We start from the raw sequence: 16,072 nt of genomic DNA on the forward strand, positions 1-16,072 counted from the left end.
TATTTCTGCTAACTGAAATACCAATCTGGTTAAACTTGATGTGATAACCGTCGAGATTTAACACTATTGGTCATGGTTGTTTATTATTTTGACGTCATTACGCCGTAGCTTTAAACCATTCATATTTTAAATGTATAAATGCCACGCAAAAAAAGAGGCGATAAGTATGCGTTGATCGCCTTTGATAAGGGTATTGGATGCACGTTGGGTGTATTTCTTCTATATAAAATTGGGTGGAAACAGTGGCCAACGGGATTGAATTTATCTGAAAATCTTCACGTTACTAGCGGGCTGAGATAAACGGAGTGTTATGCGGATAAATGGTGGGTATTTGGGTTAAGCGAGATACCTGTTTTTCACGCTTAACCCATTATTGTGACCTCTTACTCAGAAGTGTTGGGTGCGATATCGGTGCTTACTAAGGCCGAACGGGTGACGTTTCCACCATATTTTTGAGCTTCCTCGCACATCGCTTTACTGAGGAACAGCATAGCGTCTGGGAAGACATTCTGTTCATTACCTTCCATGGACGAAACACCAATGCTGATCGTCATCATGCCTGTCTGAGATTGACCAAATGGAAGCGCCTCTTTCTTTAATTGGTCATGCAGTTTTTCGCAAACGATGAGCGCATTATCGCATGTCGTATGCGGGAGGATAATGGCAAAACTCCCCTCACCACGATAAGCCAACAAATCTGATGAGCGCTGGCAACTTGTCGCAATCATTTTCCCCATTTTGGCAAGTTGCTTCTCAGCGTTACTTTCGCCGTACACACCAACAAAATCGCTATAGTCATCGAAGGTCAACAAGAGCAAGCTCAACGATGTTTTATAGCGTGTGGCGCGCTTCAATTCTTTGTCGAGCATATTGTTGAAATGCTTGTCATTACTTAACCCTGTTAGGGGGTCGACTGTGGTCACCTCTTCCAATTGGTGTTCAACGATGTCTAGCGTTTCTTTATTTACATCAAGAGCATGATTTAATTCAGAGTTTTCATCGCTGATATGGTGAATGGTGTCATTTTGTCGGCGGGTAAGTAGGAAGAACCCCAGCACTGCAGAGATCAGGGCAAACACCACAATGAGTGTCACTAGCACTTCGGTTTTATAAACCTGCCAAATGGGCGTTGGCGGATTAATGATTCTCGCCCCGTTGGGTAATGACGCGGTTGAGATGCCGTGTTTCGCCGTTACTTCTGCATCAAAAAATAGTGCGGCCGGCGCCTGTTTGAATGGATAGTCTTCGGTTGAGGTTGATCCCGTTAAAAACTGGTTTTCCAGTAAGGACACAGCGAGCTGTGCAGCGGCTTTACCTTGGCTAAACCCGGTTGCGAATTGACCGCCAATAATGCCGTGACCTAAATGCGCATGCCAGAAACTGTAGACGGGCAGGTTCGTCATTGAAGACACGATGCGTGCAGTTTCTGCAGGGCTGTATGTTGCGCTGTTTAGCCCGTCAAGTTCAGCATTTATTAAAAACGTATCGCTCAATAAGAAAACCAAGGTATTCGACGGCTGCGCATCTAGCGTTGATTGCAATGAGGATAGGGGCTCATCGACGAGTGTTTTGACGGCGTAATCGCTGAGTCGAGGAATAACGTCAACCTGAATGGTGTTTAGCAAACGTTGGTTGTGGTGCGCTTTTTTCGAACCAACAAACACAATGGATTGGGTGTTCGGGTGCAGCGAAAGTGCCAGATCAATGGGGGCTTTGTAATCAGCGAGTGCGGAAATGCCGGTAATGGATGAGTCTGATGTTTTTTCTATGCTCGGATAGTCTCCTATCGACGTGGCGACGATAGGTTTACGTGAGAAAAGAGAGGTTTGATTGTCTAAGGTAAATTCAATCGCGGGTGCATCAGAGACCACGATGAGATCGATCAATTTTTCATTTTTTTTCAGTGCGACCATTTCTGCCGTCAATGCGGTTAGTGCTTCTTGGGAATAGCGTTGGGAGTCTAAGTAAATGGTTGATACTTCGATGGTGTCACGCGTCGCCGCGAACGTGTCACGCAGCCCTTTCTCGATGCCATCACTCCATGCATAACCCTGATGATATGAATTGATGTAAAGCACATGCTTGGTATCTGAAAGTGATGGCGTATTTGCGGATGCATTGAAAGGGGAGAGCGCAGCGATAGAAAGTAACAACCCTAGTGCGTTACAAACGCGGAAAAAGTAAGGAGTGTGCGCCACCCTCTTTTTAAACAATGTTTTCATAAACAACCTAGCTACTCTTTGTCTCTAAATGGAAGGGAGTGTTTAGTTATTGAAACAAACCATTGCCTAAGTGTAGTTACAGTGTGGGTATTTAAGTTATGGAAAATGAGGCGTTTTCGTTCGAATTGTGGCAGGTAGCGTAATTTTAGATATGCATCAAAAAGAAAAGCTGTTGGTAAATCAAGGTGCTTAGTTATCGGGACTGTGTGTTTATCTGCCATCCTATATCTTCACGTCAATATGGGGCGTGCGTTAAGCTTTTAAGAGCAGGGATGAAGCGAAGGGCAATGTGATGGCAATTCTAGGTTCTCGATATAGCGTAAATCTAACGTATTCAATGCGATGGTTTTGCTATGTGCTGGTTTGCTTTTTCATGTTGATGTCGACCGCTTTGTTTGCGATGCAATCTTTCTCTATCGATTACTCAACGTTCTCTGACTGGGAGCGGAAATCCTTTAAAGGCCAAACTGCCTATGCATTGTTTCAGCAAGAGGCAGCTAGCGGCGTTCCGTATTACCTGTTGAATGCAAAAAGCGAAAGGTCGGCATCCGCCGTGATGATGGAGCAAGACATTGATATAGGCGCAATGCCTTGGATGTCTTGGCGCTGGAAGGTCGCGCAGTTTCCGCAGGTAGAAAACGAGAAATCTAAGCAAGGCGATGATTTCGCGATCCGCATTTCTGTCGTTATCCAACCTGGGTTTACTGTGATGAGCAGTCAAACCATCGTGTATGTGTGGTCTCAGCAATCGCCTGTAGGGGCGAGTTGGCCTAATCCCTATTCCCCTGACCATTTTATGATGTTGGCAGCCAGCAGCGGCACAGAGCGAGATACATGGCAATTTGCGCAACGCAATGTGCAGGAAGATTTTGCCCGCATTTATGGGGAAACCTATAACACGGTCAATGCCGTCGCGATAATGTCAGACAGTGATAATTCGTTAAGCCAAACCCGCGCAACCTTGTCACCCATCGTTTTCTCTGCCAAACGCCAAGAAAAACCAGAATCAGAAGGCATGCCTTAACAAAAGGCCGTGTTTGCTTTCTTGATGTGATTGGAATGTCTCGTACACACTGACTCGCTTCTCGCTTGCAATCGATATTGTGCGAAAAATCACCGCCATGCGGCAGAAATAGGCGCTTGTGATACCTTGTTCTTTTCCTCAATAGCACGGTGATAAAAAAGATATCGTGAACTCGATCCCGTGTTTGCTTGAAGTAAGAGGGGGAACTCTGTACTCTTTCGGCGATTTTTACTCACTGTTCAGGATAATCGCATTGATTAGTACAGCTAACATTACCCAGCAATTTGGCGCAAAACCTCTTTTCGAAAACATCTCGGTGAAGTTCGGTGAAGGAAACCGTTATGGTTTGATTGGCGCAAATGGTTGCGGCAAATCAACATTTATGAAGATCCTGAGCGGTGAACTTGAGCCTTCTGCAGGTAACGTTAGCGTTGATCCTAACGAGCGCGTCGCTAAGCTAAACCAGAACCAGTTTGCTTACGAAGAATTCACTGTTATTGATACCGTTATCATGGGTCATGCAGAGCTTTGGGAAGTTAAACAAGAACGTGACCGTATCTACTCGCTGCCTGAAATGACAGAAGAAGACGGCATGCGCGTTGCTGACCTTGAAGTAGAATTCGCTGAGATGGACGGTTACACCGCAGAATCTCGCGCAGGTGAATTGCTGTTGTCGGTAGGTATTCCGCTAGAGCAACACTTTGGTTTGATGAGCAGCGTTGCTCCAGGTTGGAAACTACGTGTGCTTTTGGCGCAAGTTCTGTTTGCAGACCCAGACATCATGCTTCTTGACGAACCAACGAACAACTTGGATATCGATACCATCCGTTGGTTGGAGCAGACGCTGAACGAGCGTAACTGCACCATGATCATCATCTCGCACGACCGTCACTTCCTAAACTCTGTGTGTACTCACATGGCTGACTTGGATTACGGCGAGCTACGTGTTTACTACGGTAACTACGACGAATACATGTCTGCTGCGTCTCAAGCGCGTGATCGTTTACTGTCTGACAACGCGAAGAAAAAAGCACAGATTGCTGAACTGCAAACCTTCGTTGCACGTTTCTCTGCAAACGCCTCTAAAGCGAAGCAAGCGACGTCTCGTGCGAAGCAAATGGACAAAATTAAACTTGATGAAGTGAAAGCATCAAGCCGTCAAAACCCATTCATTCGTTTTGAACAATCGAAAGAATTGTTCCGTAACGCGTTGGAAGTTGAAAACCTGTCACAAGGTTTTGATGACATGCTGTTCTCTGGTCTGAGCGGTATTTTTGAAGTGGGTGAGCGCGTTGCCATCATTGGTCAGAATGGTGTGGGTAAAACAACGCTACTTAACACGCTTGCGGGTCGCCTAGCTCCGAAATCGGGTGAATTTAAGTGGTCTGAAAACTCAAACATTGGTTACTACGCGCAAGATCACGCTTCAGATTTCGCGGAAGACATGAACCTGTTTGATTGGATGTCTCAGTGGAAAAACGAAGGTGATGACGAGCAAGTGGTTCGTGGTTACCTCGGTCGCCTATTGTTCTCACAAGATGACATTAAGAAATCGGTTAAAGTGATTTCTGGTGGTGAGCAAGGCCGCATGTTGCTTGGTAAACTAATGATGCACAAGCCAAACATGTTGCTGATGGACGAACCAACTAACCACATGGACATGGAATCGATCGAATCGTTGAACACGGCACTTGAGCAGTACAAAGGAACCTTGTTCTTCGTTTCGCATGACCGTGTGTTTGTTGACTCTATTGCCACGCGTATCATCGAGATCCGTGACGGTAAAATTACCGACTTCAAGGGCACTTACCAAGAGTTCCTGAGTTCTCGCGGCGTGATTGAATAAGCTTCGCTTCACTCGCTGAGAAAAAAACACCCGCATTCGCGGGTGTTTTTGTTTGTGGCATTCTATGACTCGTTAGTGTTGTCTGGTGGCTAATACCGCTTCGAATGCAGAAATACGTTTCTCTGCAATCGCGATGCTTTCCAGCCAAAATGCGCTGTCTTGAATGTCTACGCCCAAATGTTTTTTCGCCACGTCTTCGGCGGTCATTCTGCCCGTGTCTTTTAAAAGTGCTTTGTAATCCTCGTAGAACGCACTCCCTTTGGCTTCACGGCGCGCGTAAACGCCTGTGCTGAACAGATAGCCAAAAAGGTAGGGGTAGTTGTAGAAACTGATTTCCGCGATGCTGAAGTGCAGTTTGGTGGCCCAGAAGAGGTCGTTCGGTTCTGACATGGCATCCCCGTACCAGGCTTTCCATGTGTCGGCCATTAATGTGCGCAGTTGCGAAGGTGTTAATTCACCCTCTTGGCGTTTTTCGTAAAATGCCCGTTCGAATTCAAAACGAACGGGGATGTTAAGCAGCAACGCCACGGCAGTTTGCGCTTCTTCCCATAGCATCAGTAAGGTGTCTTGTTCACTTTTGGCTTCTTCAAGCAAAGCATCTCTTACTACATTTTCGGCAAAGATTGACGCGGTTTCAGCCAATGTCATTGGGTATTGGGTTTCAACGAAAGGCATGTCTTTCATTACCCAATTGTGGAAGGCGTGGCCGAGTTCATGCGCCAGTGTTAGCACGTCTGACATGCTGTTTCCCCATGTCATGAACACGAGTGGCGTGCGGGTTTTCGGGATCTTGGTGCAGTATGCGCCCATGCTCTTGTTAGGCTGCGCGGCGGCATCAATCAAGTTCTCCCGCACCATCATGTCCACGAAGTCTGCCATTTCTGGATTCACAGCCGAAAAAGCGCGTCGAATAATGACAATGGCTTCTTCAAAGCTGTATGTCGCAGAGGGCGCTTTCTCTTCCCCGTTTTTCAGTTCAGGCATTGCTGCTAATTCATCCCAAGGCGTTAGCGTTGATGTGCCAAAGAGGGTAGCCATGGCTTTTGCTGCGCGTCTGCCGAGTGCTTGGCTTTGTTTCGCCACACCCATCATGGTATCGAGTGTCTTCTGCTCAATACGGCTGCTTTCAAGTGCAGGGGCAAGAAAGTGCAAAGGGCGAGTGTGACTGCGTTTTTCATATTCGGTGAGGCGGTTGCCAGCAATGGCATTCAGGATCGCTGCGAAGGTGATGTCCTGTTGTCCCATTGCGTGACGAATTGCGCGCCATGCTGGTTCTCTGCGTTCGCTGTCGTTGCCATACAGCAGACTAGCGGCCTGCGACAGTCCCATGATTTCTTCTTTGCCACTTTCCATCACTAAGGTCACTTTCAACGTGCCAGTGATGTCGTCATACAGCCGACCCCAAGCATTCTTGCCATCAACTTGCATGGCGGAGAGTAATTGCTCTTCAGGGACAGATAGTCGGTATGTTTGCTGGTGGCGAAGACGTGATAGGCGAAATGCATGGCGTTGATAAGAGCCAGACTCATCTGAGCCAGCAAGCACGGAGTCAAAGAAAGCTTCATCGCTGGCTGCGAGCAAACTTTCGAACGGGCTAAAGGCTTGGCTTAATGATGAAAACAAAACGTCGCATTTTATCACCAGTGCTTTTGCTTGATCGTCGGTGGCATCCACGCTTGAAAGGCATGAAGCGTAGTTGGCGACGGAAAGCATTAAATTCGTGATTTGGTCAAACAGCGACAGGGCGTGCTGACAGTCTTCAACTGAAGATGCTGGGTGATTTTTTAAGGTATTGAGGAGGTCTTGGCTTTGAGTGAGATCCGCGGTGATCGCGCGGTCTGAAAGACCTTGGTAGACAAATGAGAAGTCCCAACTTGGCGCAGTCATTTCCGTTCCCTTCTTCTAGACCCAAACAGCCTCTCCATGCGCAATCTATGTTGATGCCAACATTTTGAGGGTGTTTGAGTATCAGTGCGTTTGTTTAACGCAGTGTAGCGGAATTCAAAGGGCAGGTCGTTACGAATGCGCCGTATTGGCAGTCGCTTTTAAAACGTTTTATATCATATAAGTAGTTGGCAATTAGGCCTTGTTGTCTACTTCTTCAACAGAAACTGATACCGCGTCTGTGGTGTCCGCGTTTAGGCCTTGCTCTGCTTCCAATGCCATTTTTTCACGATCAGCTTTTGAGATGTACTTAGGCTTGTTGCTTGTTTTTAGCTTCGCACTCTTCTTTTTCGCGCGGCTTTTAAGGATCTGATTTACTTTTTTCTTTCTGTTCATCGGGTCATTACCTCTTCGAAGGGAGGGGGATTCTAAGGAGAACACGTGAGGAACTCAAGTAAGACTGTATTACTGTTATCGAATGCGTCAAAAACAGCCAATTTTCTTTTCTTGATCGTGTTTCAAATTTGGCGAGGAAATGTAAATAACATGCATTAATGAATGCTTGGTAGCGATTGTTATGTAAAGGGCTTTTTAACAGCACGCTAACAACGTTGAAAATACACTCAAATGGGTTTGTTAATGCGCTGTTTGTTTTGCGGGGTGCCTATTTTTATTGGCCTCTTCCATACAGAATTTTTGTCTGTATACTTCGCGAACTTTTCTACTAATGTTGTGTTAAATCATGAAAAAATTCGCGATTAAAGCTGTTGCTACAGCGATGTTAACTGTTTCTCTAACAGGTTGTATCGGTCAGATGGCAACATCAGGCATGGTGATGAAATTGAACCTTACCGCTGTGGACAACCGCTATGCACGTGCAGGCCTGTATCTTTTGATGAGCCCAGTTTACGGTATTGCTGCAACGGCTGACTTGTTCATCTTCAACTCAATTGAATTCTGGACAGGTACTAACCCTATTTCTGGTAAATCTCCAGCGGTTGCAGACATGCCTGCAAACGCGATTTTCCGTATCAACCAGAAACTTGATAAAGACCTAACCACTGCGCCTATCAAAATCTCTTCTGCTGATGTTCAGCAGATCGATGATAAAACGCTAGAGATGGCAGTTAGCTACGCTGACGGCACTCAGCAGACACTGCGCGGCGAGAAAGAAGGCGACATGGTAAACTTCTACCTAGACGGTGAGTTTATCTCTGCGGTTTCTGTTGAAGAGCTAAACAACTACGCTGCAAATCGCGTATAATTTAGCACGAGAAACATGACACCCCTGCAGCGTTAGCTTGCTTGGGTTGAAGGCCCTGCCATCATTGGTGGGGCTTTGTTGTTTTTGCTGTTCTAAGGCGCGTATACCGTAACGTTCTGACATGACGTATCTATTTATCGAAAGAGTTGTATTGAGAGATGCGTGATGATTGGGCGTGGGTGTAAGGGCAAGCGTGAAAATTTGAAAGGACGCACGAAACTTCTTGTCGAGAGGAAGAGGTTCTGATGATCAAACTAATGACAACATTGCCACCCTACGTTTCTTTGTCGGTGGCGATTCTTTTCGAAATCATTGCGACATCCATGATGCCGAAAACCAATTCATTCACTCAACCAGTGGTCACTGCCGTTGTGTTGGTGTGCTATGGCATTTCATTTTACTTACTGTCGTTGACTGTAAAAGTGATGCCGTTAGGCATTGCCTATGCGATTTGGAGTGCTGCGGGGATTGTTCTTGTATCGATGGTTGCATGGCTATGGCATGGTCAGCAGCTTGACCTACCGGCGATGCTAGGCATGTCAATGATCATTGCGGGCGTGGTGATTATTAACCTTTTTTCTTCAGTTGTTCACTGAGCCCATCTTATATTCTGGCGGCGTGGTGCTTGCGTAGCATCACCATGCTACTTTGACATTACCCCGCTACTTCGACTCGAGCACCTCTGAACGGGCAGCGTTAAACAGGGTATCAAGGTCATAGTGCCCTTTGTCGTCTACCCAAGACAATCCCACATTGTATTCGATGTGATAGTTGAGGTTCCTTTCCTCGCCAGAGCGCTCTACGCGTTCTTTGAAACGTTGTAACGTGTCGTTAGAGCTCTCTAATGAGGTGTTGGACATTAACACCACAAATTTATCGCTAGCGAGCCTACCAAGCACATCAGAATTTCTAAATCCGAATTGCAATAACTCCCCAAAAAACGCCAGTGCGCGATCACCTTCTTTATTGCCATGCTTTTGATTGATTCTGGCAATGTCTTTTAAATCGAAATAGGCCAAGCTCACAGGCAGTTCCATACGGTCGCACATGTTGAGGCTGTTCTGCGCCAATACGGTAAACCCTGCTTCATTGAGAAGTCCGGTGAGATAATCTTGCGTAGACATTTCCATTGCTGCTAATTCGTGTTCAACAAGATCGGCGATATCTTTCAAACTGGTGATTTCTTCTGCGGAGAAATCGCGAGGCGCACTGTCCCAAATACTGATGCTGCCGATGACGGTGCCATTGCTGTGTCTAAGCGGCACAGCAGCGTAGAAACGCACATGCTGTTCGCCTACTACCCAAGGATTATTGGCAAAACGAGGGTCTTGGCTTGCATCATTAACGATCAGTGGGTCATTGGACAAGATTGCGTGGGCACAGAATGATAATTCACGAGGTATCTCTTTGGGGTATTGTCCTGCTTGAGATTTTACCCATTGGCGTTTTGAATCAATGAAGCTGATCATTGCCTCATCACAGGCATAGAGTTGTTGGGCAAGGCGCGTTAATCGATCAAAGCGTTCTTCTGCGCCAGTATCCAAAACATTGAGATGATGCAGTGCCTGAATGCGTTGCATTTCATTTGAAGGAAGGGCGGGCTTTTTCATGAGTCATCCAAAGTGTTCCATGCCTTCTAAAACTATAGAACACAATGAGATAACCCATGTTTAATCCCTCAAAAAAATCAAGGATAAGTATTGTTAAGCGCGTTAGCTCGCGGTTTTAGGCGCTAAGCCGTCGGGAGTTGCTGTTGGTTCCGACGCCGTTTCTTCATCGCCTTCTGACTTGGCCGACATCGATGTGATCTGCTGGCCAGAACTGTGAGTGAATCGGCGCACGAGAAGGTTGAGTTCTGCGGCGAGTAATTCAATTGTATGTGCCGATTGGTTCGATTTTTTCGCTGCTTTCGACGTAGCAGCAGCCAAATCAGCAATAGCAACAATGTTTCTATCAACGCTCTCCGTCACCACCGTTTGTTCTTCCGAAGCGGTTGCGATTTGTAAGTTCTGCCCCGCGATGTCTTCAATTTGATCCACCATGGCGTTCATGACATTTGCGCCGTCTTTTGATTGTTTGACACTAACGTTCGCCATATCACTACTTTGATTCATGACATCGACACTGTGTCGAATGCCTTGTTGGAGCTGTTCAATGATCTTGGTGATTTCGTCGGTAGATTCATGGGTTTTCATTGCAAGCTCTCGCACTTGGTCTGCGACAACAGCAAAGCCTCGACCTTGGTCGCCAGCGCGTGCCGCTTCAATGGCCGCATTCAGTGCCAAGAGGTTGGTTTGTTCAGTAATGGCGCGAATTACATCAATCACTGAGCCTATTTCTTCACTATCGTTGTCGAGTTGATGCATGTTTTCACTTGCACTTAACATGCTTTCTGAGAGTTCATTGGCTTTAAGTGATGTTTGTCTGTTTACGTTGCGACCCGTTTTTGCCGACGCTTGAAGGTCTGTGGCGACGGACGCAGCGCGAGCAACACTTTGCGCAATGTCTTTGCTGGTGGCTGTCATTTCGTTCATTGCAGTTGCCACTGTTTCTGATTCTTCTCGCTGACGTTCAGCGTTAGTGGCTGTTTTCCCAGCAAGTATCAGACTTTGATTGGCATTGGATGAGAGTTGATAAGAAATACTGGCGATTTTCTCCATGGTGTATTGGAGTTTTGAAATGAACCGATTGAAGTGGTTCGCCAACTGAGACAGTTCATCATTGCCTGGCATTTGCATACGTACATCCAGTGAACTGTTACCTTCTGATATCTTCTTCATCAAGTGGTTGGCTTTTGACACTTTCATCGTGACATGTCGGGTGACCATGGTGAGTGCAAAACATACCAAAACAGCCAAGAGGCCGCCGACCGTGGTGATACGCGTTGTGACGGAACTTTCCCTTTCTTTAATCGCTGTGACCAGATCTTCGCTGAGCCCTTTCATCTGCTTTTCTGTTTTTTGAACAGACGCGCGTAAGCTGCCGTGAAGCCCTTCTTGGGGGGAAAGGCCAATCTGTGCCATCCCTAACGCAAGTTCATTGAAGGAGTCTTGGTATTTACGCAGAGAGGTCTGCATGATCAATCGCTGGCCGACAGGCATATCGCCAGAAGTGATTTGTGATTGGATGTTTAAATACAAGTCATTAAATTTATTGACATAACTGGCATCAAGTCGCAGAAGAAAGTCTTTTTCAAAACGCCTTAACATCAATAGTTGGTTGTGAAGGGCATTGTCTGAGATGTCCTTAATTTCTTTTTCCAATTGATGGGAGGCATTGCGGGCCAATCCCTGTAATCCACTTTGATGGTCAACACCGACGGTGATGCGTTGATTCACTAACGCCTCAAAGTCGAGTTGGTAGGTTCTTAGTGTTAACAACATCTCGGAGATAGCTTGCTGCCCAGACATGTCTAGGCTGTTCATTTTCGCTCGCGCGCTTGTAAGGGTGTCGCGTAAGTACTGATATTCCGCATCGAATCGATCTTTGTACTTCAGGTCATTGCGCGCCATGAAGTCTTTTTCGTGGCGACGAAGCATCAGCACCGACGTTTGGCTCTTCAATATGTCGACAGAGGCGGTGTCCAACACACTCAGTTGCTTGAAAGAGAGGAAAAAGGTGAGCGCGAAGACGCCAACAGAGACCACTATCATCGCGACAATCCCATGAAGTTGGGCTTTTATTGTGTTTGGTAGTGCATTGAACATGTCGTCTCCTGTTTCGACGTTTGCACCTCGGAACGGCTGGGTGTGTAAGTGTTTTTATATTCAATGTCTTAAATGTAGGACAGAAGCGCACAGTGCTACGTGTTTTATGACAAAAATATGTCATTCGAAGCCGACTTCATGATCTGTGTCTGTTCTTCAGTCGCGTGAGACGAAGGGACGAGTAGGCCGGTTCTTGAAGGTTTTCTCTATCTGTCATGCTGATTTCATTCATATTTTTTGAATGAATCGAACAAACATCTTGTATGGAAGTTCATGCTGTTCACTTCTATCTTTAAGGCAAAGACGAGCACATAGTTGACGTGTTGCTTGCTTTGAAATGGAGAGTCAATAATGAGAAAAATCATCATTGCAGTGGGATTACTGGCAGCATCATCTTCAGTATTTGCAGGAACAATGGGAAATGATCTCGACTTGCGTGTTGTGACGGTAACGTCGGGTTCGTGGGTTCAAGTGCTTCAAAATGGTGAGCCTGTTGAGGGAGCGACGGTATCGCTATCGGGCACACAGACCGAGCATGTTACGTCAGAGAATGGTCGCGTGTTTGTCATGGCGGAGCAGCCTTACACTCGGTCAGGGACTTTTTCAGCCGTAACGACAGACGGAAGAGAAATCAGCAAACGCGTGGTGCTTCCTCGTGACCGCAACGACTAAGGCGGTTGCTCAGATTGAAAACCTGCCCAAAGGCAGGTTTTTTTGTGGGCATCGGGGGGTGAACACAGTGGCAGGTGCGACGTTGCCATTAAAAGTCATTAATAAGACGAACAAAGCTCGCGTTTATCTGGTCTGATTAAGCAGGGATTTGATATATGCGCTGTGCGTCGTTGATGGCAGCGTTATAGGAAAGCGGAAAAGGGCATTACGTGAGAAAAAGGCTAAAAGTATCGCTCGGTCTATTATTTGTTGGGCTCGTAGGGCTGAGTACAGTGTCATTGACGGCGACGAACTCGACAGTATCCGCGCTGCAAGTGTTGAAAACAGATGAGGTGTCATTCCTCGAGGCGGGGAATGTAGACGCACCCCAACGCATCATTTTTATTCACGGCTCGCCAGGCAGTAAAGAAGGCTATGATGATTACTTGAATGATGCTGCATTGCAGTCTTATCACTTGATCGCGGTGGATCGACCTGGCTTTGGTGCTTCACCTAAGCCGGTTCAAACGTCTCTCAAAGCACAAGCTGAATCGCTCATGCCTATTTTGGTGCGCAGTGATAAACCTACCTTTTTGGTGGGGCACTCATTGGGTGGTCCTATCGCACTGCAAGCGGCATTGTTGTACCCAGATGAAATTGATGGGGCGTTGTTGGTCGCGCCTGCGTTAGACCCTGCGTTGGAATCCCCTAAGTGGTACAACTATTTGGCTGATACCATTTTGGCACACTGGATCTTGCCCAACGATATGCTGTTGTCGAACATTGAAATGATGGAGCTTGAAAGTGAGCTGGAAAAGCTGGCAGAGCAAGATTGGGAGGCTTTATCGATTCCTGTCGTCTTGGTTCATGGAGAGGAAGATGACATTGCCGATCCTGGTAATTCGCTGTTTGGTAAGCGTAAACTGCCCAGTTCAACGTTAAAGATGATCGAAGATGAAGGGCATTTTGTCTTGTGGCAGAACGTGCCTTTGTTGGTTGGTGAAATTAAAGCGTTGCTGGCTGTGCCTTTGCTTCATGAGGGCAGCAATGAGGCCTGATAATGTAAATATCTGTAAAGCACCCTTGAAAAATGAGTGAGGGAAGTGCATTTTAGTGATTCAGCGCATGTTGTCTGTTAAAAAGAGAGCATGAAAGGAAGCCAACACGATTTTAATCCACGGGGAATCAACATGAAACAAATCCTGATTAGTGTGATTACGCTTATTCTAGGCTTCTTTACATTGGTGTTTGCTGCAGTACTTGGACTTTTTGTCTCTGTCAGCGCACTGATTGCAAAACCTTTCATTATGAAAAAGTTGCGTAAAGTTCAAGCGCAACAAGCTGAGCAATTTCAGCAACAATTTGAGCAACCACATGAGCGTGGTTTTGGTCCTCAGCCTCCGCATCGTGGTCAAGTGATCGATGGTGATTATCAAGACGTGACAGAAACACGTTAATAGCACCTTCGTTAAGCGCACCTAACGTGATAAGAAACGCCGCGCAAAAAATGCGTGGCGTTTTTTTACGTTAAATTCATCGCAGGCTATTTATCGCTTGTTACCTCAAACGGGAAGAATTCCCACTCATACTGTTCAAATAGTGTGGCGATTTGACCGTTGTATAGCAGCAGCTCAAAGCGCTTATCGTAAATGTCCCGCAGCGCTTTTCCGCGTTCGCTATCTGAAAACCCAGGATAAAGCTTGAGATTTGTCAGGACGGACACGGCAAAATCACGGCGGTCGACTTTATTGTTTTCTTGAAATGCTTCTTCAATTTCAGAGTACGCGTCGATCAACATATCAATACGCTCTGAATCTACCAGTGATAAGCCCTGACGGCGATTTTTCACCTCTTGAATCGCAAAGTCGGTCCGCACAAGATATTCGTCATAACCATACCCTTTTACCCATCCGACGGTGCGCCCTTGAAGGCTTTCTTGGCCTTGCCAATCCTTTATCACTGAAGGTTTGTAGGCGGCTGCAACGTGTTCTGCATCGAAATGCCAGCGCGGATAAAGAATGTCCTCTTGCTCATCAATATACGATCCAAGAAAGATATCCATCTTTTGGGTTTGAACAAGGTAGACGCTGCGAGAATAGTTCGTGGTGAAGTTGGTGACGTTATAGCCAAGGGGCTCATAGATTTGGCGCATGATATCCCAATACAAACCTGTGCCATCTTTTTCTGTCGCATCGGCCCATGATTCGCTGACGATAATGATCTCTTCGTTTTTTCGTTCCTCTGCGTACAACCCAGATGCCGAAAGAACGAACAAAAACACACCCATCATAACGCGCTTTATTGTCGTAATGACCAATGCAGGATTGCCATTATCTCTCTGATTGGTATTTGATAAACACCAACATACAGTCTCTCGCATCGTTCCATGCGTCATTTAATGTGTCCCTAAGCCTTGTGGTCGCGCAGTGTTCTTAATGTGATCAGGGAGATGCCCATCCCCGCTGCGTAAAGTGGCTGTATTATTGACGAAGTGAGATGGTGACACTGACGATGGCGTGGTCGCTGCTGTAAGTGTCGTGATCGAATTTTGGGTTAACTAAGTGCTTATCTTCGCAATGAAAATCCCCAACTTCAGCAATGCTGGCAGGGTCGCTACTGTTGAATTCGTTAGAAAGCAAAATGTAATCGAGCACAGAACCTTTAGCATGGAAGTAGTGTGTGCTTGGGCGGTCCAAACTTGAATCTTCGATGTTTTTTACATAAAGATCCCAGCTGTCATGCATCTGATAGTGTGAGAGGGGTAGGTCAGCCATGTCTTCCGTGATTGAGCGTAGGCCTGACATGTGAAAAGCGCTTAATACTTCGCTGTTGATATCATCGTTAAAGTCACCCATCACAATAGCGGGATTGTTGGTGTGTGAGCGCCGTGTAAGGATTGACGCCATCAAGTGACAGGCTTCAGATCCTCGTTGAATGGAAGATGCCCATGAACCACTGATTTCGGCACAAATTGAATCATGAAGAGTACGTTCCACGCCCTCTTTTTTTTCTTCTGTCATTGGCCGTTTAGATTTCAAATGCACGACGTACACATCTGTTTGCCCCAATGAGGGCAGTTCTAACGTTGCGAACAATGGAAGACGGCTGTATTCAAAGTCTTCATTCATTCCCAACTTTAGAGAGAGTTCTGGGTCGGCGCGAAGTGGCAAGGCGCTAAGAATGGGGTAGCGAGAAGCCAAGGTCACCACAGGGCTTCGGTACACATACTCATCGATGGGTTCTGGCTCATCAACCACAGAAAAGAAGCGATAGCCAAGCGGTTCTAGCAGCGCCTTCAAAGCGCTGGCACTGAACACTTCTTGAAATGCGATGATATCGGGTTGGTAGCTACCGATGTAACGATTCAGCCAAGCACGTTTCTGATGCCATTGCTCTTCGGTATAGATATTGCTGAATTCGTAAAAGGCACCCGGCGGCTCGATAAAATTAAACAAATTTATCGTGGCGAGTTTT

Annotated in this window: 14 protein-coding genes; 7 read left to right on the forward strand and 7 right to left on the reverse strand. The window is 46.4% G+C overall.

All coding sequences use genetic code 11. The features are described 5' to 3' along the window. Nucleotides 1-383 precede the first annotated feature (383 nt). On the reverse strand, nt 384-2,222 hold the full coding sequence (locus tag BCT27_RS00595) for a GGDEF domain-containing protein (protein WP_102394736.1): 1,839 nt from the start codon (nt 2,220-2,222) through the stop codon (nt 384-386). Nucleotides 2,223-2,514: 292 nt separating this feature from the next. On the opposite strand from BCT27_RS00595, the gene BCT27_RS00600 reads away from it, so the two are divergent. Next, the gene (locus BCT27_RS00600) at nt 2,515-3,246 is read left to right on the forward strand and encodes a DUF3047 domain-containing protein (RefSeq protein WP_102394737.1); all 732 of its coding nucleotides are present in this window, start codon (nt 2,515-2,517) and stop codon (nt 3,244-3,246) included. Nucleotides 3,247-3,499: 253 nt separating this feature from the next. Further along, on the forward strand, nt 3,500-5,092 hold the full coding sequence (locus BCT27_RS00605) for an ABC-F family ATPase (RefSeq protein WP_102394738.1): 1,593 nt from the start codon (nt 3,500-3,502) through the stop codon (nt 5,090-5,092). Nucleotides 5,093-5,164: 72 nt separating this feature from the next. Here BCT27_RS00605 and BCT27_RS00610 read toward each other — a convergent pair whose 3' ends face one another. Together BCT27_RS00610 and BCT27_RS00615 are read right to left on the reverse strand one after the other, a co-directional pair. Next, nucleotides 5,165-6,979 (reverse strand): M3 family oligoendopeptidase, encoded by a 1,815-nt coding sequence (locus tag BCT27_RS00610; RefSeq protein ID WP_102394739.1) that lies wholly within the window; start codon nt 6,977-6,979, stop codon nt 5,165-5,167. A gap of 192 nt (nt 6,980-7,171) precedes the next feature. Further along, nucleotides 7,172-7,372: a DUF2986 domain-containing protein gene (locus tag BCT27_RS00615; RefSeq protein ID WP_102316096.1), complete on the reverse strand. Its 201-nt coding sequence runs from the start codon at nt 7,370-7,372 to the stop codon at nt 7,172-7,174. A 346-nt stretch (nt 7,373-7,718) separates the two neighbouring features. Between BCT27_RS00615 and BCT27_RS00620 the strand changes: the two genes are divergently transcribed. Together BCT27_RS00620 and BCT27_RS00625 are read left to right on the forward strand one after the other, a co-directional pair. Further along, a complete protein-coding gene (locus BCT27_RS00620; protein ID WP_102316097.1) occupies nt 7,719-8,240 on the forward strand; it encodes a DUF3332 domain-containing protein in 522 nt (173 codons plus the stop codon). Nucleotides 8,241-8,506: 266 nt separating this feature from the next. Continuing rightward, nucleotides 8,507-8,836 (forward strand): DMT family transporter, encoded by a 330-nt coding sequence (locus BCT27_RS00625; RefSeq protein WP_371734715.1) that lies wholly within the window; start codon nt 8,507-8,509, stop codon nt 8,834-8,836. 66 nt (nt 8,837-8,902) lie between these two features. Here BCT27_RS00625 and BCT27_RS00630 read toward each other — a convergent pair whose 3' ends face one another. After that, nucleotides 8,903-9,850 (reverse strand): sensor domain-containing diguanylate cyclase, encoded by a 948-nt coding sequence (locus BCT27_RS00630; protein WP_102394740.1) that lies wholly within the window; start codon nt 9,848-9,850, stop codon nt 8,903-8,905. A 102-nt stretch (nt 9,851-9,952) separates the two neighbouring features. Further along, complete coding sequence (locus BCT27_RS00635) at nt 9,953-11,947, reverse strand: methyl-accepting chemotaxis protein (RefSeq protein WP_102392396.1); 1,995 nt, start codon at nt 11,945-11,947, stop codon at nt 9,953-9,955. A gap of 351 nt (nt 11,948-12,298) precedes the next feature. On the opposite strand from BCT27_RS00635, the gene BCT27_RS00640 reads away from it, so the two are divergent. From BCT27_RS00640 to BCT27_RS00650, 3 genes are all read left to right on the forward strand, one after another. Then, the gene (locus tag BCT27_RS00640; RefSeq protein ID WP_017012352.1) at nt 12,299-12,619 is read left to right on the forward strand and encodes a hypothetical protein; all 321 of its coding nucleotides are present in this window, start codon (nt 12,299-12,301) and stop codon (nt 12,617-12,619) included. 209 nt (nt 12,620-12,828) lie between these two features. Further along, nucleotides 12,829-13,656 carry an alpha/beta fold hydrolase gene (locus tag BCT27_RS00645; protein ID WP_102394741.1) on the forward strand — a complete coding sequence of 276 codons (828 nt, stop codon included), beginning with the start codon at nt 12,829-12,831 and terminating at the stop codon, nt 13,654-13,656. 132 nt (nt 13,657-13,788) lie between these two features. Then, the gene (locus tag BCT27_RS00650; RefSeq protein ID WP_102394742.1) at nt 13,789-14,055 is read left to right on the forward strand and encodes a hypothetical protein; all 267 of its coding nucleotides are present in this window, start codon (nt 13,789-13,791) and stop codon (nt 14,053-14,055) included. 86 nt (nt 14,056-14,141) lie between these two features. Here BCT27_RS00650 and BCT27_RS00655 read toward each other — a convergent pair whose 3' ends face one another. Both BCT27_RS00655 and BCT27_RS00660 read right to left on the reverse strand, forming a co-directional pair. Next, nucleotides 14,142-14,993 carry a substrate-binding periplasmic protein gene (locus BCT27_RS00655; protein ID WP_241908475.1) on the reverse strand — a complete coding sequence of 284 codons (852 nt, stop codon included), beginning with the start codon at nt 14,991-14,993 and terminating at the stop codon, nt 14,142-14,144. 85 nt (nt 14,994-15,078) lie between these two features. Then, nucleotides 15,079-16,053 (reverse strand): endonuclease/exonuclease/phosphatase family protein, encoded by a 975-nt coding sequence (locus BCT27_RS00660; protein WP_241908476.1) that lies wholly within the window; start codon nt 16,051-16,053, stop codon nt 15,079-15,081. Nucleotides 16,054-16,072 lie beyond the last annotated feature (19 nt).

Origin of the sequence: Enterovibrio norvegicus, assembly GCF_002876705.1 — a bacterium.
GTDB classification, from domain to species: domain Bacteria; phylum Pseudomonadota; class Gammaproteobacteria; order Enterobacterales; family Vibrionaceae; genus Enterovibrio; species Enterovibrio norvegicus_B.

What these genes read in the sequence shown, in the direction of transcription:
- BCT27_RS00630 (WP_102394740.1), bottom strand. Translation starts at nt 9,850, where the DNA reads ATGAAAAAGCCCGCCCTTCCTTCAAATGAAATGCAACGCATTCAGGCA.
- BCT27_RS00655 (WP_241908475.1), bottom strand. Translation starts at nt 14,993, where the DNA reads ATGACGCATGGAACGATGCGAGAGACTGTATGTTGGTGTTTATCAAAT.
- BCT27_RS00635 (WP_102392396.1), bottom strand. Translation starts at nt 11,947, where the DNA reads ATGTTCAATGCACTACCAAACACAATAAAAGCCCAACTTCATGGGATT.
- BCT27_RS00610 (WP_102394739.1), bottom strand. Translation starts at nt 6,979, where the DNA reads ATGACTGCGCCAAGTTGGGACTTCTCATTTGTCTACCAAGGTCTTTCA.
- BCT27_RS00640 (WP_017012352.1), top strand. Translation starts at nt 12,299, where the DNA reads ATGAGAAAAATCATCATTGCAGTGGGATTACTGGCAGCATCATCTTCA.
- BCT27_RS00650 (WP_102394742.1), top strand. Translation starts at nt 13,789, where the DNA reads ATGAAACAAATCCTGATTAGTGTGATTACGCTTATTCTAGGCTTCTTT.
- BCT27_RS00615 (WP_102316096.1), bottom strand. Translation starts at nt 7,372, where the DNA reads ATGAACAGAAAGAAAAAAGTAAATCAGATCCTTAAAAGCCGCGCGAAA.
- BCT27_RS00620 (WP_102316097.1), top strand. Translation starts at nt 7,719, where the DNA reads ATGAAAAAATTCGCGATTAAAGCTGTTGCTACAGCGATGTTAACTGTT.
- BCT27_RS00595 (WP_102394736.1), bottom strand. Translation starts at nt 2,222, where the DNA reads ATGAAAACATTGTTTAAAAAGAGGGTGGCGCACACTCCTTACTTTTTC.
- BCT27_RS00600 (WP_102394737.1), top strand. Translation starts at nt 2,515, where the DNA reads ATGGCAATTCTAGGTTCTCGATATAGCGTAAATCTAACGTATTCAATG.